The 19,530-nt window shown below is 35.7% G+C and carries 23 protein-coding genes; 15 read left to right on the plus strand and 8 right to left on the minus strand.

Annotation, left to right across the window (positions count from 1 at the left end; genetic code table 11):
• Window positions 1-287: 287 nt before the first annotated feature.
• A complete protein-coding gene (locus P164_RS16040) occupies window positions 288-788 on the plus strand; it encodes a GreA/GreB family elongation factor (RefSeq protein WP_028377341.1) in 501 nt (166 codons plus the stop codon).
• Here the strand turns inward: P164_RS16040 and P164_RS16045 are convergent.
• The 3 genes from P164_RS16045 to brnQ are packed head-to-tail and all read right to left on the minus strand — an operon-like array spanning window position 785 to window position 2,896.
• On the minus strand, window positions 785-1,390 hold the full coding sequence (locus P164_RS16045; RefSeq protein ID WP_028377342.1) for a DUF2652 domain-containing protein: 606 nt from the start codon (window positions 1,388-1,390) through the stop codon (window positions 785-787). The two genes, P164_RS16040 and P164_RS16045, sit on opposite strands and share 4 nt — an antisense overlap.
• A gap of 52 nt (window positions 1,391-1,442) precedes the next feature.
• The gene (locus tag P164_RS18835) at window positions 1,443-1,604 is read right to left on the minus strand and encodes a hypothetical protein (RefSeq protein ID WP_199907795.1); all 162 of its coding nucleotides are present in this window, start codon (window positions 1,602-1,604) and stop codon (window positions 1,443-1,445) included.
• Complete coding sequence (brnQ, locus tag P164_RS16050; RefSeq protein ID WP_051621386.1) at window positions 1,604-2,896, minus strand: branched-chain amino acid transport system II carrier protein; 1,293 nt, start codon at window positions 2,894-2,896, stop codon at window positions 1,604-1,606. The genes P164_RS18835 and brnQ overlap by 1 nt, the downstream gene beginning before the upstream one ends.
• Before the next feature lie 36 nt (window positions 2,897-2,932).
• Here brnQ and P164_RS16055 point away from each other — a divergent pair, with 36 nt between their 5' ends.
• Window positions 2,933-3,700 carry an alpha/beta fold hydrolase gene (locus P164_RS16055; RefSeq protein ID WP_028377343.1) on the plus strand — a complete coding sequence of 256 codons (768 nt, stop codon included), beginning with the start codon at window positions 2,933-2,935 and terminating at the stop codon, window positions 3,698-3,700.
• 155 nt (window positions 3,701-3,855) lie between these two features.
• Window positions 3,856-4,098 (plus strand): hypothetical protein, encoded by a 243-nt coding sequence (locus P164_RS16060; protein ID WP_028377344.1) that lies wholly within the window; start codon window positions 3,856-3,858, stop codon window positions 4,096-4,098.
• A gap of 1 nt (window position 4,099) precedes the next feature.
• On the opposite strand, the gene thiL is transcribed toward P164_RS16060, so the two are convergent.
• Window positions 4,100-5,158 (minus strand): thiamine-phosphate kinase, encoded by a 1,059-nt coding sequence (thiL, locus tag P164_RS16065; RefSeq protein WP_028377345.1) that lies wholly within the window; start codon window positions 5,156-5,158, stop codon window positions 4,100-4,102.
• A gap of 342 nt (window positions 5,159-5,500) precedes the next feature.
• Here thiL and P164_RS16070 point away from each other — a divergent pair, with 342 nt between their 5' ends.
• From P164_RS16070 to P164_RS16120, 11 genes are all read left to right on the plus strand, one after another.
• Window positions 5,501-5,830, plus strand: coding sequence for a HesB/IscA family protein (locus P164_RS16070; RefSeq protein WP_028377346.1), 330 nt, complete (start codon window positions 5,501-5,503; stop codon window positions 5,828-5,830).
• A gap of 49 nt (window positions 5,831-5,879) precedes the next feature.
• Window positions 5,880-7,325, plus strand: a complete 1,446-nt coding sequence (gene sufB / locus P164_RS16075) for a Fe-S cluster assembly protein SufB (protein ID WP_028377347.1) — start codon at window positions 5,880-5,882, stop codon at window positions 7,323-7,325.
• Window positions 7,326-7,360: 35 nt separating this feature from the next.
• Complete coding sequence (locus P164_RS16080; protein ID WP_028377348.1) at window positions 7,361-8,242, plus strand: N-acyl homoserine lactonase family protein; 882 nt, start codon at window positions 7,361-7,363, stop codon at window positions 8,240-8,242.
• A 136-nt stretch (window positions 8,243-8,378) separates the two neighbouring features.
• Window positions 8,379-9,134: a Fe-S cluster assembly ATPase SufC gene (gene sufC / locus P164_RS16085; protein ID WP_028377349.1), complete on the plus strand. Its 756-nt coding sequence runs from the start codon at window positions 8,379-8,381 to the stop codon at window positions 9,132-9,134.
• A gap of 55 nt (window positions 9,135-9,189) precedes the next feature.
• Entirely contained in the window at window positions 9,190-10,503 is a 1,314-nt protein-coding gene (gene sufD, locus P164_RS16090) for a Fe-S cluster assembly protein SufD (RefSeq protein ID WP_028377350.1), read from the plus strand.
• A gap of 122 nt (window positions 10,504-10,625) precedes the next feature.
• Window positions 10,626-11,864 (plus strand): aminotransferase class V-fold PLP-dependent enzyme, encoded by a 1,239-nt coding sequence (locus P164_RS16095; RefSeq protein ID WP_028377351.1) that lies wholly within the window; start codon window positions 10,626-10,628, stop codon window positions 11,862-11,864.
• A gap of 63 nt (window positions 11,865-11,927) precedes the next feature.
• Window positions 11,928-12,329, plus strand: coding sequence for an META domain-containing protein (locus P164_RS16100; protein ID WP_028377352.1), 402 nt, complete (start codon window positions 11,928-11,930; stop codon window positions 12,327-12,329).
• Window positions 12,330-12,334: 5 nt separating this feature from the next.
• The gene (locus tag P164_RS16105) at window positions 12,335-12,766 is read left to right on the plus strand and encodes a SufE family protein (RefSeq protein WP_028377353.1); all 432 of its coding nucleotides are present in this window, start codon (window positions 12,335-12,337) and stop codon (window positions 12,764-12,766) included.
• A 6-nt stretch (window positions 12,767-12,772) separates the two neighbouring features.
• Window positions 12,773-13,102 carry a DUF59 domain-containing protein gene (locus P164_RS16110; protein ID WP_028377354.1) on the plus strand — a complete coding sequence of 110 codons (330 nt, stop codon included), beginning with the start codon at window positions 12,773-12,775 and terminating at the stop codon, window positions 13,100-13,102.
• Window positions 13,103-13,117: 15 nt separating this feature from the next.
• Window positions 13,118-13,621, plus strand: coding sequence for a DUF2480 family protein (locus tag P164_RS16115; protein ID WP_028377355.1), 504 nt, complete (start codon window positions 13,118-13,120; stop codon window positions 13,619-13,621).
• Between the two features lie 97 nt (window positions 13,622-13,718).
• Window positions 13,719-14,666 (plus strand): DUF3078 domain-containing protein, encoded by a 948-nt coding sequence (locus P164_RS16120; RefSeq protein ID WP_028377356.1) that lies wholly within the window; start codon window positions 13,719-13,721, stop codon window positions 14,664-14,666.
• Between the two features lie 84 nt (window positions 14,667-14,750).
• Here P164_RS16120 and hflX read toward each other — a convergent pair whose 3' ends face one another.
• Entirely contained in the window at window positions 14,751-15,983 is a 1,233-nt protein-coding gene (hflX, locus tag P164_RS16125; RefSeq protein ID WP_028377357.1) for a GTPase HflX, read from the minus strand.
• A 75-nt stretch (window positions 15,984-16,058) separates the two neighbouring features.
• Between hflX and P164_RS16130 the strand changes: the two genes are divergently transcribed.
• Window positions 16,059-17,009 carry an endonuclease gene (locus P164_RS16130; protein WP_028377358.1) on the plus strand — a complete coding sequence of 317 codons (951 nt, stop codon included), beginning with the start codon at window positions 16,059-16,061 and terminating at the stop codon, window positions 17,007-17,009.
• On the opposite strand, the gene P164_RS16135 is transcribed toward P164_RS16130, so the two are convergent.
• The 3 genes from P164_RS16135 to P164_RS16145 form a co-directional block, all read right to left on the minus strand.
• Window positions 17,006-17,299, minus strand: a complete 294-nt coding sequence (locus P164_RS16135; protein WP_035899939.1) for a DUF1456 family protein — start codon at window positions 17,297-17,299, stop codon at window positions 17,006-17,008. The genes P164_RS16130 and P164_RS16135 overlap by 4 nt on opposite strands.
• 15 nt (window positions 17,300-17,314) lie before the next feature.
• Window positions 17,315-17,983 (minus strand): peptide deformylase, encoded by a 669-nt coding sequence (locus P164_RS16140; RefSeq protein ID WP_028377359.1) that lies wholly within the window; start codon window positions 17,981-17,983, stop codon window positions 17,315-17,317.
• Window positions 17,984-18,090: 107 nt separating this feature from the next.
• A complete protein-coding gene (locus P164_RS16145) occupies window positions 18,091-19,497 on the minus strand; it encodes a DUF5689 domain-containing protein (RefSeq protein ID WP_028377360.1) in 1,407 nt (468 codons plus the stop codon).
• Window positions 19,498-19,530 lie beyond the last annotated feature (33 nt).

A 19,530-nucleotide genomic window follows, 5' to 3' on the forward strand; every position in this document is an offset into this window, starting at 1 on the left:
GGGTTTTTAAGCTCTTGCAGGATTAATTATTTTTTAGTAGGAAAATTCCTTAAGTCTTTATATTTTTTACATTTCCGACATTATTATTTATAAACTATTATTATAGATAATAAATATTCCTTGTATTGAGCATAAATTACTCTAGGATATCTCTATGATTTTTATGTTAAAATTTTAATATTTTTATAGCAATCGTTTTCGCTTTGCCTTCAGAAAGGTTTTTTTATGAATTTTATATGATTTTCAAGAGGATAGAACTTGTATATTCTAGCAATAAAAATAATTATATGAGCAGAGGATTTGTAAAAGAAGATGATCAGGAAGAAGCTCCAATTATTCCACCACGAGCAGCATTACCAGTTGGGGAAACAAATTATGTGACAAAAAATGGATTAGCAGCGCTTAAAGCCGAAAAGCTAGAATTAGAAAATGAACTTCTAAATCTCACTGAAATTGATGAACGCGAATTAAGGCGTTCAAAAGCTATTATCGTAGGTAAATTGCAATTGCTTAATGAGCGGTTGCTTTCTGCTCGTATTTTAGAAAATACAGAAAGTGGCGAAGTACGTTTTGGAGCTACAGTGAGTTACCAAATAGAACCTAACTCAAAGCTAAATACCATAACAATTGTAGGGGTAGATGAGGCAGATGTAAAAAAAATGAAAATTGCATTTACAGCACCTATAGCTAGAGCTTTAGTGGGAAAAAAAGTAGGTGAAATAGCAGAATTAAAATTAGGTAATGAAACGAGACTTTTAAAAATTATTGATATTCATTACACTAGTTAGCTTGTTTTTAATGGTAGTAAATCTATAAAATGATAGTTGATTGTTCCTAAATGCTCAACTTCAATAGATTCACTATGTAAAGAACTCCAGTTACATTTTCTAACAAAATCCTCTTTGTCGTAGTGGTTAAGAAGTTGGTCTGAAATGAGTAAGTACTCATCAATTTTTATAGAATTTTTTAATAATCTGTGTGCTGTAATGACATCTTCCCCCATTAATTTAATTCTGTTCCCTATAGGAACCATGGCTATTTCTTCCCCGTAGTGCACTATGATCTTTAACCCTAAAATTTGAGGAATACTTTCAGCATCTTCAGCTTTTTTATGCTTCTTATAAAGTAGGTTCATTTTATGGTAAAAATCAAGGTAAAACCGCTTACATTGATCAATAAGGTCGTCAAGAGTGGGTAATTCTCCACTTCTAAAAAACAGAACAGCATCTCCTTCAATTTCAGAAACCTTCAAATCTATTGTATTAGAATAAATAATCTCATTGAGTAGTGCAGGTATAATTTGTGAAGTAAGCTCAAAATTCGCCTCCCGCATAAACTGGGTAAAACCGCTAATGTCTGGGATACAAATTAAAGTGGGTTCTGCTTTCATAGCGGTAAATATCTATTATTTAAAAATATACCTATGGCACATTGGGAAATATTTAATCGCCCGTGACATCTTTGACTTGGGTAGCCTTTAAAATAGCTTTTAGTTTATCTGCTCTCAATTGTTTGTCATCACGTAATTTGTCTTTTTTGCGCTTGAGCAGCTTTGTGTGTAATGCCTTGTTTTTTCCGTTCTTGGGAGTTCCTCGCTTTGCCATTAGATTTCAGTATCTGTTTTTGCCTTTTTAAAGATAAAAGGTTCTACTAATTTTGCTAATGCAAAAATAATTAAAGTGGGTATAACCCAGGTGATTCCGTAAGTTGTAAATGGAATTAATTCTTTGGCTGTTTCTATAGACAGTAGGTCAAGACTTATTAAAAAATCTGGGATACTCAATAAAAAAGTTGCAATGGCTACAGATCTAAATATAAATGGTGACACCATTCTTGCCGGAAAAACATTCAGGATAATCAAAACGATTACTAACGGATAAATAAAATTTAAAGCGGGTACTGCAATGCTTATGATATATGCTACGCCGGTTTGACCGATAATGACTCCTAAAATACATGCAGAAACGGCGGTAATTATATAGGCTTTTTGTGACCCTTTGAGAATGCCTTTTATAAAGTCTGAAGTACCTGTAACAATTCCTATAGCGGTTGTAAAACAAGCCAGGCTTATAAGTACAGAAAGCATTAACCTGCCACCTTTACCCAGGGTCTCATAACTTAGTAGTGAAAGTAGGTCTGTACGGGAAGATGTCTCCAGTACTGTGCTGTATAATGCCCCTACGTAAATAAGACCAAAATAAATTAAGAACAAGCCTAGACCTGCAAAGATACCTGCTCTAAAAAGAAGCTTTTTCTTTATATCAGCAGATTCGTGATCTTTAAGATTTAAGGAAACTACTAAAATCGCACCTATTACAATAGCTCCTATAGCATCAAAAGTTTGATAACCTTCTATAATTCCTTTAAAAACTGAGCCCTCTTCCGATATTTTTTGAGGAGCGGGTAATTCTGCAAAAACAGCAACTCCAATTATAGTTGCTAATATGATTAATAAAAGTGGGGTTAGATATTTACCTAAGAGGTCAATAATTTTAGATCTGTTAAGTACAAAAATTAGAACCAATCCAAAATAGATGCTGCTAGACGTTAATGAGTTAATGGCGAAATAAGGTTGTAATCCCATTTCGTAGGTGACAGAAGCAGTACGTGGCCCCGGTAAGGTAATGGCAATAAGATAGACGATAATGCAAAAAATAAGACTAAATATAGGATGTACTTTATTTCCAAAATCTAGTAAAGTTCCCTGTAAACGTGCGTGAGCAAAAATGCCTAAAATAGGAATTACCACTGCCGAAAGCGCAAATCCTAAACTGGTTATAAGCCACATGCTGCCAGCTGTATATCCTAAAAAGGGAGGAATGATTAAATTTCCGGCTCCAAAAAAAAGGGAGAACAAGGCAAATGAAGTAATTGCGGTCTCTTTGGTAAATCTCATATGCTGCGTATCTTTCGGGGCGAAAGATAAAATAAAATGACGCTATCTATAAAGTCTGAACGACTTAATTACACTGATAATGGAAATGGAGAAAACCTTTGCTTATTACATGGTTTTTTAGAAAATAAAGAAATCTGGGATCCTTTCTTAACTAAACTCACAGAACACTACCGGGTTATTAGTATTGACTTACCGGGTCATGGAGAAAGTAGTTTGCTTGCTGCCGGAAACACAATGGTAGATATGGCACATGCAGTACATTCAGTTTTACGAGAATGCGGTATAGCTAAGGTTAAATTTATAGGGCACTCTATGGGTGGTTATGTTGCACTGGCTTATGCGGAAACATTTCCGCAAGAAGTCATGGGTGTTCTATTGATGAATTCTACACCAGAAGCAGATACTTTAAAACGCAAAGAATTGCGTAAACACGGAATAAAAGTAGCTAAAACCAACTATGAGGCGCTCATATCAATGTCTGTAGTCAATTTATTTACACAAAAATTTAGAGCAAATTTAGAGGAAGAAATTCAGCGAACAAAAAGTACAGCTTTGGCTACTTCTCAACAAAGTTATATAGCTTGTCAGGGAGCGATGGCTTTACGAGCAGACTATAGCAATTTATTTAAACAAGCCTTATTTAAGAAGAAAATAGTGTTAGGAGCTCAGGATACATTGCTAGATTCTAGTCATTTGACCCGTAAATTTAGCAACCAGGATGTCGAAGTAGTCATTTTAGATGGCGGGCATATGTTGCATCTTGAAAATCCAAATGATTTAATGAAGCATTTAATTCAATTTTAAAAAACTGTAAATCAGTAATTTAATCAGCTGTAAGTGTAAGGTGTAAAATTGAATTTAAAGATTTACAGCGCTCATAATGTTTTTAAACGTCAAAATAAACCTTTTAACGTTATTTTTTGTTAATTTCACGGTGTTCAACAGTTTAACTCCCTAATATGAATTCTCCACAATTAATTAAAAACATGTTTAGCAGTATACTATGTAAAATCTTAGGTCATAAATATGAGATCTTAAGATTTTATAAAAATGAACAGAAAGAATTTCAGTGTATTCAGTGCAAAAAGCAGTTCACAGAAAATGAAGATGGCGATAAACTAATACTTACTCCAAAACTAAGACAGATAAACGAAGTAATGGAGAAGTTTTATGTTTTTAGGCATCAGCGTCAATCTGCATAATCTAATCTTCACTATCGTTACTTAGTGCATTCCAGCCACGTGCTACAAGCGGAATAGAGGTGTCTGCTCGTGTGATTAAATTCATTCCGTCACCTTCTGGAGTAATATGGCCTATAATTGTAAAATTAGGATTTCCTTTAATCTTCTCATAGTCTGTTTGCGGCATTGTAAACAAGAGTTCGTAATCTTCACCGCCACTTAATGCTACTGTGGTGCTGTCTATTTTAAACTCTTCGCAAACAGTAATCATTTGCGGGTCTAGGGGTATTTTATTTTCATAAAGTCGCACACCCACATTTGAGTTTTTACATAAGTGAATAATTTCTGAAGAAAGCCCGTCGCTAATGTCAATCATAGCGGTGGGTTTTATATCTAATTTTTTAAGTAACTCAATAATGTCTTTGCGAGCCTCAGGCTTAAGTTGGCGCTCTATTAAGTAGGAATAAGGTTCTAAATCTGGTTGAGAATTAGGGTTTACTTTATGTACTTGTTTTTCTCGTTCTAAAACCTGAAGCCCCATGTAAGATGCGCCTAAATCACCAGATACAACAAGTAAATCTCCATCTTTAGCACCATCTCTGCCCACGATTTGATCTGCATCGGCCAGACCCAGAGCGGTTATACTTATTAATAACCCTTTTGTGCTTGAAGTTGTGTCACCACCTACCAGGTCAACATTGTAAATCGCGCAGGCTAATTCAATACCGGCATATAATTCTTCTAAAGCTTCTAACGGAAACCGGTTAGATACGGCAATAGATACTGTAATTTGTGTAGGTTCTGCATTCATCGCGTAAATGTCAGAAAGGTTTACCATAACGGCTTTGTATCCTAAATGCTTTAAAGGCATAAAGCTCATGTCAAAATGAACACCCTCAACCAGTAAATCTGTAGAGATTACAAGTTGTTTTCCGTTTGTATCTACAACCGCTGCATCATCGCCAATGCCTTTTACAGTGCTAGATTGTTTTATGGTAAAATCTTTAGTTAAGTGATTTATTAAACCGAATTCACCAAGTTCACTAAGAGATGTGCGGGATTGATCTTTATTGTCAAACATAATAGCTGCTATTTTGCACGCAAAGTTAACTTGAATAAGTTGAATGGGAAATTACAGACACTAAATATTCATTTGTCTGTAATTTCATTTTAAACGAGAAGCTTTTAATTTTAATAATTAAAGACCTTTTAATCGATTCTCTAAACCAAGATTGAGGCTCAAAATGTATATCCTAGTGGCTTTTCGCTGGTTTGATTTAGTTAAGTTTTTTGTAAGAATAGATTTATGTAATAGCTTAATAATTTGCTATATATAGAAGCTATGCAATCATAGTATAGTTTAATGTAAGGAAGTATGGTAAAACCCTACTTAAATGGTATATTTGCACTAATTGAAAATGATATGATTAAAGTAAGTGAAGATGCTAAAAAGAAAATAGCCGCCTTGATGAATGAGGAGGGTTATGATGCTGTCGTTGACTATGTTAGAGTGGGTGTGAAGAGTGGTGGTTGTTCTGGTTTATCGTATGAATTAAAATTTGATAAAAGCATTGCTGAAGAAGATAAACTCTTTGAAGACAATAATATTAAGCTTATAGTAGATAAAAAAAGCTTTTTATACCTTATAGGTACTGTTTTAGAATACAGTGGAGGCCTTAACGGTAAGGGTTTTGTGTTTAATAATCCCAATGCACAGCGCACTTGTGGTTGTGGTGAAAGTTTTTCACTTTAAAAAAGAATTAAAAAGTTGTTCAATTTCTTGAACAGGTTACAAAAAGTATATGGCATACACAGAAGACGATTTAGAAAAGGAATTAGCCACTAAAGAATATAAATACGGATTTTATACAGATATTGAGTCTGAAACATTTCCTATAGGACTTAATGAAGATATTGTACGTGCTATTTCTTTAAAAAAGGGCGAGCCAGAATGGATGACCAATTGGAGACTCGAGGCTTTTAGACACTGGTTAACAATGGAGGAGCCTGAATGGGCAAATGTGCATTATGAAAAACCAAATTTTCAGAGCATTTCCTATTATTCTGCACCTTCAAAAAAACCTAAATACGATAGTCTTGATGAGGTAGATCCAGAATTGTTGGATACGTTTAAAAGATTGGGTATTTCTTTAGATGAGCAGAAAAAACTTGCAGGTGTTGCAGTAGATATCGTAATGGATTCTGTTTCTGTAGCAACTACTTTTAAAAAGACTTTAGCTGAAAAAGGTATAATCTTTTGTCCTATTTCTGAAGCGATAAAAGAACACCCTGAGCTAGTGAAGAAATATTTGGGAACAGTAGTTCCTCAAAAAGATAATTTCTACGCCGCTCTTAATAGTGCTGTATTTAGTGATGGTTCTTTTTGCTATATTCCTAAAGGGGTGCGTTGCCCAATGGAACTTTCTACCTATTTTAGAATAAATCAGGCAAATACCGGTCAGTTTGAGCGTACGCTCGTTGTGGCAGATGAGGGTAGTTATGTGAGCTATTTAGAAGGCTGTACGGCTCCATCACGAGATGAAAATCAATTACATGCCGCTGTAGTAGAGCTTATCGCTCTTGATGATGCTGAGATTAAATATTCTACAGTTCAGAACTGGTATCCTGGTAATGAGGAGGGTAAAGGTGGTGTTTACAATTTTGTAACAAAGCGTGGTCTTTGTGAGAAAAACGCTAAAATTTCCTGGACGCAGGTTGAAACCGGTAGTGCGGTAACCTGGAAGTATCCTAGTTGTGTGCTTAAAGGGGATAACTCAATTGGTGAATTCTATTCTATTGCGGTAACTAATAACTTTCAGCAGGCAGATACCGGCACAAAGATGATTCACTTAGGAAAAAACACTAAGAGTACAATTATCTCTAAAGGTATTTCTGCCGGAAATTCGCAAAATAGTTATCGTGGTCTGGTTCAAATTAATAGCAGAGCAGACAATGCGCGTAATTTTTCTCAATGTGATTCTTTGTTGATGGGTAATAAATGTGGAGCGCATACCTTCCCATACATTGAAGCTAAAAATAAATCGGCAAAAATAGAGCACGAGGCGACTACAAGTAAAATAGGTGAAGACCAGATTTTTTATTGTAACCAGCGTGGTATAGATACAGAGAAAGCTATTGCACTTATTGTAAATGGTTTTAGTAAAGAGGTTTTAAATAAACTTCCTATGGAGTTTGCTGTTGAGGCTCAAAAGCTTTTAGAAATTTCATTAGAAGGGTCTGTAGGATAATTGTTTAATAATTAGAAAAAGAAATACTAAATACAATGATTAAAAAAATTGCTTTTTATTCGCTTGTTGCTCTAGCTTTTGCAAGTTGTAAAGACTCAAAAAAAGAGGAAAATAAAGAAGAAGTTGTTGTAGAAGAAACTGCAAAACCAGACGTAGAGCTTTATGCTTTTGATGGAGGAACGGTAATGGCTAATAACTTAAATCTCTTTGCGCAGGGAGATACGTATAAAGGAGAAAGTAAAGAGTTGGCAGACGCATTTTATGTGATAAAACACCCTAACGGGATTCTTTTATGGGATACTGGTTTGCCAGAAATGCTAGTAGGTCAGGAGCCATATACTCCAGAAGGAGGAGCCTTTACAATTACTAGAAAAGATAGCATCCTTAATCAGTTAAAAACAATAAATATTAAGCCTGAAGATGTTAGTATGATCGCGTTTTCTCACATTCATTTTGACCATACGGGAGCTGCAAATCATTTTCCAAATGCAAAATGGTTGATTCAGCAAAGCGAAGATGATTTCTTAAACAGCGATGATATAAAAGGAAATACATTTTATGCTCCTGATTCTTTTTCGGCATTAAAGAATAAAGAAATTATTGCAAATACAGATTATGATGTTTTTGGAGATGGTAGTGTTGTTATCAAATATATGCCCGGTCATACAGCAGGTCATAATGCGTTGTTTGTAGATTTGCCAGAGACAGGACCTCTGGTTTTAACAGGCGACACCTATCATTTTGAGCAAAATAGAATAGATGGTGTAGTGCCACAGTTTAATTATGATATCCCTCAATCTGAAGAGAGTATTAAGGCATTTGAAGCTTTTGTAAAAGAGAAGAATGCTAAAGTAATTATTCAGCACGATATGGATGATTTTAAAGAAACAACTAAAGCTCCTGACGCTATTAAATAGTTAGGTTTAGAAATTCTTAAGGGAGTTTCAGTTTAAAGAAATAAATCGTAATTCTTACCCTTTAACGGTCAGAATTTAAACGTTAAATAAGAAATTAAAGAACGATTGCTAAAGTGCAATCTGTAGAATCGAGATTATGTTAGAAATTAAGAATCTAAGTGCAGGTATAGAAGGAAAAGATATCCTCAAAGGAATTAACTTAAAAGTAAATGCAGGTGAAGTACACGCAATTATGGGGCCTAACGGTTCTGGTAAAAGTACTTTGTCATCTGTAATTGCCGGTAAAGAAGAGTACGAGGTTAGTGCAGGAGACGTGATTTTTGAAAAAGAATCGCTTTTAGATTTAGATGCCGAGGAACGAGCACATAAAGGAGTTTTTCTTTCATTTCAATATCCTGTAGAAATTCCTGGAGTTTCAGTTACTAACTTTATTAAAACGGCAATCAATCAAACGCGTAAAGCTAAAGGTCTAGAAGACATGCCAGCAAGTGATATGCTAAAGATGATACGTGAAAAGTCTGAACTTTTAGAAATTGACCGTAAATTTTTATCCAGATCGTTAAACGAAGGTTTCTCGGGAGGAGAGAAAAAGAGAAACGAGATTTTTCAAATGGCAATGTTAGAGCCAAAATTAGCAATATTAGATGAGACTGATTCTGGTCTTGATATTGATGCATTACGTATCGTATCTAATGGTGTTAATAAATTAAGAAGTAAAGACAATGCGGTAATTGTAATTACCCATTACCAGCGTTTGCTAGATTATATCGTACCTGATTTTGTACACGTATTAGTTGATGGTAAAATTGTTAAGTCTGGAGGTAAAGAATTAGCTCTTGAACTAGAAGAAAAAGGTTACGACTGGGTGAAGGCAGAATTAGCTGCAGGATAATAATTATCTGGAATTACAGATCGTTATTAAACAATGAATATTGAATTGAACACATATGAATCTTAAAGATAAATTACTTTCTTCTTATTTAACATCTCAGGAACATCTTGATTTAGATAATAGCATTCACGATATTAAAGATGAAGCTATTAAGATTTTTGAAGAAAAAGGTTTCCCTACTAAAAAGCAGGAAGACTGGAAATATACGTCACTTAACAGCCTCGTTAAACAAGACTTCAGCTTAGTTCCTAAGCAAGAAGATACTATAGAGTTTAAAGACGTTAAAAAATATTTCATTCACGATATAGACACCTATAAGATTGTGTTTATTGATGGTGTTTACAGTTCGTACCTTTCAGAAACTACCCATGATGGTGTTGATGTTTGTTTATTGAGTGCTGCGCTTACAAAGCCTAAGTACAAGGCCGTAATAGATGTTTATTTTAATAAAATAGCACCTCAGGATAGTCTTACTTCTCTTAACACAGCTTTTGCAAAAGAAGGAGCCTATATATATGTCCCTAAAGGAAAAGCAGTAAGCAAGCCTATTCAGATTTTACATTTTGCTACCGGTAATGAGTCAAGTTTAATGCTTCAGCCGCGTAACTTAATTGTTGCTGAAGAGAACGCAGAAGTTCAGATTATAGAGCGTCACCAGAGTTTAAATGCTAATGCTGTATTCACTAATAGTGTTACAGAGATTTATGCAGGCAAGCGTGCGATGGTAGATTACTATAAGATTCAGAATGATAAAGAGAATGCTTCTTTAATAGATAACACCCATATAGATCAACAAGATTCTAGTGAAGTGTCTGTACATACATTTTCTTTCGGTGGAAAATTAACACGTAACAATCTTAATTTTTACCAGAATGGAGAACATAATAATTCTATTTTAAAAGGGGTTACTATAATTGAAGATAAACAACACGTAGATCACAATACGTTAGTGCATCACAAGCAGCCTAATTGTGAGAGTCATCAGGATTACAAAGGTATTTTTGATGATAGTTCTACGGGAGTTTTTAATGGTAAAGTACTTGTAGACAGCATTGCGCAAAAGATTAATGCATACCAGTCTAATAATAATATTCTGGTAAGTGATAAAGCTTCTATAAACTCTAAGCCGCAACTTGAGATTTTTGCCGATGATGTACGTTGTTCTCATGGTTGTACAATAGGTCAGCTAGATGAAGATGCCTTATTTTATATGCGTTCACGAGGTATTGGCGTTAAAGAAGGTCGTGCATTATTGATGTATGCTTTTGCAAATAACGTACTCGAGAGTGTAAAAATACCTCAGTTAAAAGCTCGAATTACAAAACTAATAGCCAATAAATTAGAGGTGAATTTAGGATTTGACGTGTAGTAGAATACATTTTGTGTCATAAAATATTTGCACAAAGAGTTAAACTTGAATTGGCTTTAAAATTTAATTGAAAACATTTCTGATAGCTGTAGGCATTGTCAGGAATAAAACAAGAAATGCTTATGGCTTCCGCTACTGCAACTACCACTTTTGATGTTTCTAAAATACGAGCAGATTTTCCTATACTTAACAGAAAAGTTAATGGGTATCCGCTAGTGTACTTAGATAATGCTGCGACCTCTCAAACACCGCAACAGGTAATTGATGTTATTGTAGATTATTATTCTAACTACAATGCAAATATACATAGAGGTGTTCATGCACTTTCTCAGGAAGCAACAGATGCTTATGAGCAGGCTCGTATTAAAATTCAGAAGCATTTTAATATTCCCAATTCGTATCAAACTTTATTTACTGCTGGTACAACACACAGTATAAATATAGTGGCATCGGGTTACGCTTCAATACTTAAGGCTGGTGATGAAGTGATGGTTTCTGCTTTAGAGCACCATTCTAACATTGTGCCCTGGCAAATGTTATGTGAGAAAACAGGGGCTGTGCTTAGAGTAATTCCTATGCTAGAAAGCGGAGAGTTAGATATGCAGGCTTTTGATGAATTAACTTCAGAAAATTTAAAACTGGTTTTTGTTAATCATGTGAGTAATGCTTTAGGTACTATAAATCCTATTGAAGAAATTATTCAAAAAGCACACCGAGTAGGGGCAGCCGTATTAGTAGATGGTGCGCAAGCAGCCCCGCATATAAAAGCAGATGTACAGGAGCTTGATGTAGATTTTTATGTAGTTTCGGCTCACAAAATATGCGGTCCAACAGGAGTGGGAATGCTGTACGGAAAAGAAGAGTTACTTAAAAAGTTACCTCCATATCAAGGTGGTGGCGAGATGATAGATCAGGTAACTTTTGAGAAAACAACTTATGCCGGTTTACCACATAAATTTGAAGCAGGCACACCTAATATTTGTGGAGGTATTGCTTTTGGCGCTGCTTTAGACTATATGAATGCAATAGGTTTTGATGCTATAGCAAACTATGAGCATGAACTTTTAGAATATGCTACTCTCAAGCTTAAAGAAATAGAGGGTTTGCGTATTTATGGGGAGTCAACGCATAAAACAGCTGTAATTTCTTTTAATATAAAAGGAATACACCCGTATGATATGGGGACAATTCTAGATAAGCTAGGTATTGCAGTGCGTACAGGGCATCACTGCGCACAACCTATAATGGACTTTTATAAAATACCCGGAACGGTAAGAGCCTCATTTTCATTCTATAATACGTTTGAAGAAATAGATAGCCTTGTGAGTGCAGTAATTAAGGCGAAGGAGATGTTGAGTTAAATTTAACCTAGTATTAGAAGTCTATATCGATGATTACTAGTAATTTCATACAAAATTTAAAATATGAAAGCAACCACAACCATCTTACTCGTAATTATAATTTGTTTTAGTTCGTGCAAATCTTCAGATAAGAAAATGCTGGGCCCTAAAGGAGAATATCTTGTAGAAACAATAGATAAAGACTCTGTAGTAGATAAGCAAATTACTATAAAATTTAACCCTGAAAAAGGCCAGATTAATGGTACGGGAGTTTGTAACAGTTATAGTTCTACATACGTCGTGAGTGCAGAGAATATAAAGTTTTCTCCTGCAATGGCTACAAAAATGATGTGTCCTGAAGGAACTTCTTTAGAATATAACTTTTTCCAATCATTACTAAAGGCAAATACCTACAAATTAAAAAAAGGCATTTTAAGTATTTATAATGCCGAAAATAAATTGATTTTGACAGCAAAAGAGGATTAATGCGTATGAGTAGTATACAAGAAATACAAAACGAAATTGTTGAAGAATTTGAGATGTTTGATGACTGGATGCAGCGCTATGAGTATATGATAGAGTTGGGTAAGTCACTGCCTCTTATTGATGAGAAATACAAAACCAAAGAATATATTATTAAGGGATGCCAGAGTAAAGTGTGGGTTCACGCTAATCTGAATGAAGATAAAATAGAATTTACTGCAGATAGTGATGCTATTATTACAAAGGGTATAATTGCTATTTTAATCCGTTCATTTTCTAATCAGCCACCACAGGAAATTTTAGATGCAGACACTTCCTTTATTGATAAAATAGGTTTAAAAGAGCACCTTTCACCTACACGTGCAAACGGGTTAGTGAGTATGATTAAACAAATTAAATTATATGCCATAGCCTATCAGGCTAAGGCAAATTCTAATTAGAATACTATGAGCGATACAAAAGAAATAGATACAAAAGAACTTGGCGAAAAAGTCGTTCGTGTTTTAAAAACTATATATGATCCTGAAATCCCGGTTGATATTTATGAATTGGGATTAATCTATGACGTTTTTGTAAATGAAGATTATGAGACTAAAATCCTTATGACTTTAACAACTCCTAACTGTCCGGTAGCAGAAACGCTTCCAGTAGAGGTAGAAGAAAAAGTAAAAACTATTGATATGGTCAAAGACTGCGAGGTAGAGATTACGTTCGACCCGCCGTGGACACAAGATCTTATGAGTGATGAAGCAAAATTAGAGTTAGGGTTGCTTTAAAAGTTTTGAAACTTCATGGAGGAAATCATAAATAGAGTAGCAAACAGTAAACTTATCACGTTTAATCTGGAAGATTTATATCTTTCGGGTAAACGTGAGGTTATTGATATCTCCCAGTGGCTAACTGAAGGTTTTATTTTACGAGAAAAAGACTTTCGGGAAAGTTTAAAAAACTATGATTGGTCTGTATATCAAGACACCTTTGTAGCGTTATCTTGCAGTACTGATGCAATCGTACCGGCCTGGGCATTTATGCTCGTCTCAACATATCTACAGCCGGTAGCTAAGAAAATAGTGGTAGGTACTCTAACAGACCTGGAAACGGTTTTATATGCTGAAGAAATTCAAACACTCGATGTTTCTGAATATAGAGATCAGTATGTTATAATAAAAGGGTGCTCCAATAAGCCTGTACCTCAAAATGCTTATATTTTACTTACTCAAAAATTACAAGCAACAGTAAAAAATTTAATGTTTGGTGAAGCCTGTTCTTCAGTTCCACTCTACAAATCAAAATAGTTTCTTAATTTAATTTTCAAATTTTCTTAAAATTGAAGACTGCGCATGTTTTTTGTGTGCTGTATATTTGCGCCACAAAACCAACAATTTAAGAAGGATGAAAAAAATTATTTTTATGTTACTGGCTATCTGTAGTTTCAGCTTTGCGCAGGCGCAAGAAAAGACAGAAGAAGAATTAAAGCAGGAAATGGCTCCTAAGAAAGCTGAAATTGCAAAACTACAGAAAGAAGTAGGTGCGTTGCAGGCTCAAATAGACAATATGCCTGGCTGGAAATTTGGGGCATTTGGTACTGTAGGAGCAAACTTTAGCAGATTTAGCAGCTGGTATTCTCAGGGTACTCCTAATGTATCTTCAGCTAATGCAGCAATTACAGTAAATGCATTTGCTAATAGAAAAGAAGAAAAATACTTCTGGCGTAATGCATTAAATCTAAATTTAGGCTGGGTAAAATTTGATGATCGCGATGATGAAAATGATGATGACAGCTTCCGTAATGCTACAGATGTTTTTAATATTACTTCACTTTATGGTTATAAACTAAGTGAAAAACTAGCTGTTTCAACACTTGGTGAATATCGTACTACAATTCTTGACAACTTTAATGATCCTGGTTATTTAGACCTGGGTGTGGGTATGACCTGGACTCCAATAACCAATTTGACGGTGGTTGTACACCCGTTAAACTACAATTTTGTATTTAGCAGTGGGGAAACCGTATATGAGTCTTCTTTAGGTGCAAAAATTGTTGCAGACTACACACGCCAGATTGGTAAAATTGCTTTTAAATCAAACCTGTCAGCTTTCCAAAGCTATAAGAGTAGTGACTATTCAAACTTTACGTGGATCAATGCATTCAACTACAAATTATTTAACAATATAGGTGTTGGTTTTGAAGTAGGCTTGCGCGGTAACAAGCAAGAAAACTTAGCAAATGCTATTGAAGAAGCTGCGGCATTAACTCCTCCGGGAACTGTACCTACTTTTGATAGTATAGACAGCCAGTTACAATCATATTATATTTTAGGGCTTACCTATTCGTTTTAATTAGCAAAAGCATTTAAAATAAAAAAATCCGGTACGCACGTATCGGATTTTTTTTTGCATTTAGAATTTACGCAAGACCTAGGCTTATTCTTCCTCGTCATCATTACCTGTATACAAATCGTACTCAGGATATAAGAAACTATTATAAGGAAAACGTGTAATGTGTATCTCACGTACACGCTCATAAACCTTTTTCTTAAAGGCATCCATATTATCCTTATTTAAAGCCGAAATGAAAATAGCATCACCATCTGCTCGTGACATCCAGGTACGTTCCCATTCTTCTAATGTAAAATGTTCTTCAGTACGTTCGGTTACCAGATCATCGTCGTCTATTGTTTTATGGGTGTAGGCATCAATTTTATTAAACACCATAAGCATAGGTTTATCAGCACCACCTATTTCATCCATAATTTGATTTACAGATGCAATATGATCTTCAAACTGAGGATGGGATATATCTACAATGTGCAATAGAAGATCAGCTTCGCGCACCTCGTCTAGTGTACTTTTAAAGGATTCTACGAGCTGCGTAGGCAACTTTCTAATAAATCCTACCGTATCGCTCAACAAAAAAGGAAGATTGCGTATAACGACCTTGCGTACCGTGGTATCCAGGGTTGCAAACAATTTATTTTCGGCAAACACCTCACTTTTACTGATTACATTCATTAAAGTAGACTTACCTACGTTAGTGTAACCCACTAATGCTACGCGTACTAAAGCACCACGATTGCCACGTTGTACAGCTTGTTGACGGTCTATTTTTTCTAATTTCTTTTTTAGTAGGGAGATGCGATCACGCACAATACGTCTATCTGTTTCGATTTCAGTTTCACCGGGTCCGCGCATACCTATACCTCCACGCTGCCGCTCAAGGTGCGTCCACATACCTGCAAGGCGTGGTAATAAATATTCATATTGAGCAAGTTCTACCTGTGTACGCGCATAACTTGTTTGTGCACGTTGTGCAAAAATGTCAAGAATCAGGTTTGTACGATCTACAACTTTACATTTGAGTATTTTTTCAATATTCTTTTGCTGTGCCGGGCTCAATTCGTCATCAAAAATCGCAGTACCTACTTCATATTGCTCAACATAGGCACGTACTTCTTCCATCTTACCGGTTCCTAAAAACGTTTTAGGATTAGGAGATTCCATTTTTTGAGTAAAACGCTTCAGCACTTCACCACCTGCGGTGTATGATAAAAACTCGAGTTCATCAAGATACTCAGTCGATTTTTCCTCGTCCTGATACTGCGTGATTACACCGATTAAGACGGTTTTCTCGTATTCTATTGTATTCTCTTCTATCATAAGATTAAGTAAGCGGTAAAGATAACGATTTAGACGCTAAGCTTTTCTTAAATTGAACCCACCAAAATCATAAACATGCCTCAAAATAATTTGGCAATAGCCTTTTATAATCTTGAAAATCTTTTTGACACGCAAAATGATCCCAACATCTTTGATGACGACTTTACTCCTAAGGGAGAGTTGAAGTGGGATGCAACGCGCTACGCTAAAAAACTTAATGATCAAAGCGCTATAATTGCTGAAATAGGAAAAGAAGAAACTGGCACTTCTCCCGTTTTATTGGGGGTAGCTGAAGTTGAAAATAAAAAAGTACTGAATGATCTTATAACTACCGAGGCTTTAAAAAATCTTAATTACGCATTTGTACATCACAACTCCCCAGATGAGCGCGGAATAGATACGGCTCTGTTATATAAGAAAGATCATTTTGAAGTTTTAGAATCTAGAAGTTACTCACTTCATTTAGAAACTGCAGAAGGTTTACGTGATTTCACACGTGATATTTTATATGTGCACGGTAAGTTAAAGGATGTCCCCGTGTATATTCTTGTTAATCACTGGCCCTCTAGACGCGAGGGGCTTGAAGAATCTAACCCAAAACGTATTCTCGCGGCAAAACGTAACCGTGAAATTTTACAGGAAATACAGGCAAAAGATCCAGAAGCACGAATTATAATAATGGGTGATTTTAACGATGATCCTCAGAGCGTAGCTGTCCGTGATCACCTGGTATCTACAGATTTTTACAACCCGATGATATTTCTGCTAACACGTTATGCAGGATCTTTAACTCATCGAGGAGACTGGTATTTATTTGATCAAATAATCTTATCGCCAAACTGGATGAAGGCGTACGAGAACCCATTAGAATATGTGAAGTCTGCAATTTTCAATCCTGCTCACTTAGCTGAGGCAGCGGGGAAGTATAAAGGAAATCCCTTGCGCACGTATGCAGGAGACAACTATCTGGGAGGTCCCAGCGATCATTTCCCCGTGTACACGATTTTTAAAACTGAACCTAACTAGTCTTTCTTAGTACTTCGCTTCTTTTTTTCTTCAGTTTTAAGAGCATCTTTTTTAGGTCTCTTATCTGGCATGGGCCCGCGCATATGAATGACTAGTCCGTTTAGGAAATTGCGGAGAAATTGATCGCCACATTCTACATACTTGGGGTGATCTTCGCTTCTAAAGATTGCACCTAATTCGCTTTTAGTAACTGCAAAATCTACTAGAGCACAAATTTTTACGATATCATCATCGCGTAATTTTAATGCTACCCTTAATTTTTTAAAAACATCGTTATTTGATAAAGCCATAGCCGCAAAAATAGTTTAATTCTTCAGATTATTTAAGGTTTTGAGGCCTTGAGCATCTTTGATTTCCTGTTTTAAATGGTCTAGATAGATAATACCGTTCAAATGATCTATCTCGTGCTGAAAAATAACAGCCGTAAAATCTTCTACCATTTCTACCATATGACTGGTATCTGGTTTGTCATATTCTACTAAAATTGCATACGCTCTACTAGAAAGTGTATCGCGTCTTCCGGGAATAGAAAGGCAGCCTTCTGGGCAGTCTTGCTTTTTCTTAGAATATTGTTTTATTACGGGGTTAATAATTACTTCAAAAGGAAAACCCTCTTTATCAAAACGCTGAACCCAGGCTATATTTTTTAAAACTCCTACTTGTGGTGCCGCGATGCCTGCACCTAGAGATAAACTATCTCTTACCGTAGCGTACATTCGGTCTATTAAATTCTTAAGTTCTGGATCATTGGGGTCAACAATTACATGTTGACTAGGTGTTCTCAATAAAATGGAGTCGCTCTCTTTTGTAATTTTAAATACGCGCATAGGTTTAGTACCATCTGCGGCCATAATTAAAGATCTGTCACTTTCTGTAAATTGTGAAGCTGTAGAAGTAGCCTGAATATCTTTTTTTGCACTTGTGCAGCTTAAGCAACTAATTAGTACAACTGCCGTAACTAGGGATCGTATCATTATGAACTGTTTTATATCCTTAAAAATAGAATATTTTACGATATCCTTTTCAGTCTTACATAATGCTGATGGTTTATGAATAAGTCATCGCTAGAGCTCAAAAAAAACTAATCTGATGTTATGGTTATATTATCGAGTTGATATGTACCGTCAAAAGCATCTTTTGTACTTCCTATATATTTAAAAGCTACATAACCTGTAGAGCCCTCTGCACAGGAAAGGTTTACTATACCCGAACTGTACCAGTCTCCAAAAAAATCCTGATCTCGTATAACAAATGCATCATCTAAAACTAACCAGTTTGCTTGTGTAATTGTTGCTTGCTCCCCGTCCCAGTCTGAGCTGAAAAGTACTTCGAGATCACTGCCATCTGCAAAACTATTGCTGGTTTCAAAACGTATTTTTACATTAGAATTAGTTTGTAAATCTATTGGCGGAGTAATTAACCAACACATAGTAAGGGCGTCACCAGATTGATAGGAGTCTATGCGGGCAGAAACTCCTTGAGAGGCATTTGTACCGGTTGCAGTATAAGCCTCCCAAAACTGATTGCCGTATTCATTAAAATTGGTCCAGCCATTACCAGTAATGGGTTGATTGCGCGTTTGTGCACTAAAATCATCCTGAAACAAAATCTGAACTCCTTCAGCATCTGCTAGACCACATTTGAGTTCGTTAGGATCACATCTATTTCCTGTATCAAAAGAAATATCTTCGAGTGTATTTAAGCGTAGAATATAAAAATCATCATAAAAATCCCGACTTAAAATCCCCTGTATACTTCCACCTCCTAAGGGAAGTTCAACAGCTTTAAAACCGGCAAAAGTACTGGTACTTACTAAGGTTCTCCCACGTGCGTCACAGGTTTCTAAGATGCGAATGCCGTCAAACTCATCTGTAGCCTCACCGGCAAAGGTCTTGCGGGTAGTACCTAAAATTTCGTTACGGTTAAATTGCGCACTGGGCAAGCTTATTAATAAATTTTCGGTGTCGTCAGAGAAGTCTGCGATGGTAATAGGTAAGGGGACGAGTGTGGCTATTTCGTTGCTTCTGGTAATGTGATTTGCAATGAGCGAGGTAGGGATTTCGGTGATAGAATTACCATCTCTGATTCCTAACTGTACAATGCCATTTTCTGTAGTTGCTGAAAGTCCGTTGAGATTTACGTAAATTTTTCTGCCTAATTCATAATAGGTGTAAATTGCATTTTGATTAAGCTGAATGGTGATTCCACTTGTGGGATTTTCGGGTTTGTCCTGAACAACTACTTCTCTAAAAAAATTACCGGCAACATCACTACTTATGACATAGCCTACAAAATAGGTATCTGTATCTCTAAAGGTGACAATGCCCTCTGTACTTTGAGCAAGTATATTTTTAACCGAAACTAAAGGTACTTCTGTGCCAATAAGTTCGGGATCAATTGCAGACGTTTCGGGGATTTCAAATTCAGAATCTACGCAAGAAATGAATACAAGTATAATCAAGACTGTAAAATAGTTAAGATGTCTCATAAGGTTTTTGTTTTACGCTTCCGCGGAAGCGCT

The sequence above is a fragment of the Leeuwenhoekiella sp. MAR_2009_132 genome (assembly GCF_000687915.1).
In the GTDB taxonomy this organism is placed as follows: domain Bacteria; phylum Bacteroidota; class Bacteroidia; order Flavobacteriales; family Flavobacteriaceae; genus Leeuwenhoekiella.

What these genes read in the sequence shown, in the direction of transcription:
- P164_RS16040 (WP_028377341.1), top strand. Translation starts at nt 288, where the DNA reads ATGAGCAGAGGATTTGTAAAAGAAGATGATCAGGAAGAAGCTCCAATT.
- P164_RS16045 (WP_028377342.1), bottom strand. Translation starts at nt 1,390, where the DNA reads ATGAAAGCAGAACCCACTTTAATTTGTATCCCAGACATTAGCGGTTTT.
- P164_RS18835 (WP_199907795.1), bottom strand. Translation starts at nt 1,604, where the DNA reads ATGGCAAAGCGAGGAACTCCCAAGAACGGAAAAAACAAGGCATTACAC.
- brnQ (WP_051621386.1), bottom strand. Translation starts at nt 2,896, where the DNA reads ATGAGATTTACCAAAGAGACCGCAATTACTTCATTTGCCTTGTTCTCC.
- P164_RS16055 (WP_028377343.1), top strand. Translation starts at nt 2,933, where the DNA reads ATGACGCTATCTATAAAGTCTGAACGACTTAATTACACTGATAATGGA.
- P164_RS16060 (WP_028377344.1), top strand. Translation starts at nt 3,856, where the DNA reads ATGAATTCTCCACAATTAATTAAAAACATGTTTAGCAGTATACTATGT.
- thiL (WP_028377345.1), bottom strand. Translation starts at nt 5,158, where the DNA reads ATGTTTGACAATAAAGATCAATCCCGCACATCTCTTAGTGAACTTGGT.
- P164_RS16070 (WP_028377346.1), top strand. Translation starts at nt 5,501, where the DNA reads ATGATTAAAGTAAGTGAAGATGCTAAAAAGAAAATAGCCGCCTTGATG.
- sufB (WP_028377347.1), top strand. Translation starts at nt 5,880, where the DNA reads ATGGCATACACAGAAGACGATTTAGAAAAGGAATTAGCCACTAAAGAA.
- P164_RS16080 (WP_028377348.1), top strand. Translation starts at nt 7,361, where the DNA reads ATGATTAAAAAAATTGCTTTTTATTCGCTTGTTGCTCTAGCTTTTGCA.
- sufC (WP_028377349.1), top strand. Translation starts at nt 8,379, where the DNA reads ATGTTAGAAATTAAGAATCTAAGTGCAGGTATAGAAGGAAAAGATATC.
- sufD (WP_028377350.1), top strand. Translation starts at nt 9,190, where the DNA reads ATGAATCTTAAAGATAAATTACTTTCTTCTTATTTAACATCTCAGGAA.
- P164_RS16095 (WP_028377351.1), top strand. Translation starts at nt 10,626, where the DNA reads ATGGCTTCCGCTACTGCAACTACCACTTTTGATGTTTCTAAAATACGA.
- P164_RS16100 (WP_028377352.1), top strand. Translation starts at nt 11,928, where the DNA reads ATGAAAGCAACCACAACCATCTTACTCGTAATTATAATTTGTTTTAGT.
- P164_RS16105 (WP_028377353.1), top strand. Translation starts at nt 12,335, where the DNA reads ATGAGTAGTATACAAGAAATACAAAACGAAATTGTTGAAGAATTTGAG.
- P164_RS16110 (WP_028377354.1), top strand. Translation starts at nt 12,773, where the DNA reads ATGAGCGATACAAAAGAAATAGATACAAAAGAACTTGGCGAAAAAGTC.
- P164_RS16115 (WP_028377355.1), top strand. Translation starts at nt 13,118, where the DNA reads ATGGAGGAAATCATAAATAGAGTAGCAAACAGTAAACTTATCACGTTT.
- P164_RS16120 (WP_028377356.1), top strand. Translation starts at nt 13,719, where the DNA reads ATGAAAAAAATTATTTTTATGTTACTGGCTATCTGTAGTTTCAGCTTT.
- hflX (WP_028377357.1), bottom strand. Translation starts at nt 15,983, where the DNA reads ATGATAGAAGAGAATACAATAGAATACGAGAAAACCGTCTTAATCGGT.
- P164_RS16130 (WP_028377358.1), top strand. Translation starts at nt 16,059, where the DNA reads ATGCCTCAAAATAATTTGGCAATAGCCTTTTATAATCTTGAAAATCTT.
- P164_RS16135 (WP_035899939.1), bottom strand. Translation starts at nt 17,299, where the DNA reads ATGGCTTTATCAAATAACGATGTTTTTAAAAAATTAAGGGTAGCATTA.
- P164_RS16140 (WP_028377359.1), bottom strand. Translation starts at nt 17,983, where the DNA reads ATGATACGATCCCTAGTTACGGCAGTTGTACTAATTAGTTGCTTAAGC.
- P164_RS16145 (WP_028377360.1), bottom strand. Translation starts at nt 19,497, where the DNA reads ATGAGACATCTTAACTATTTTACAGTCTTGATTATACTTGTATTCATT.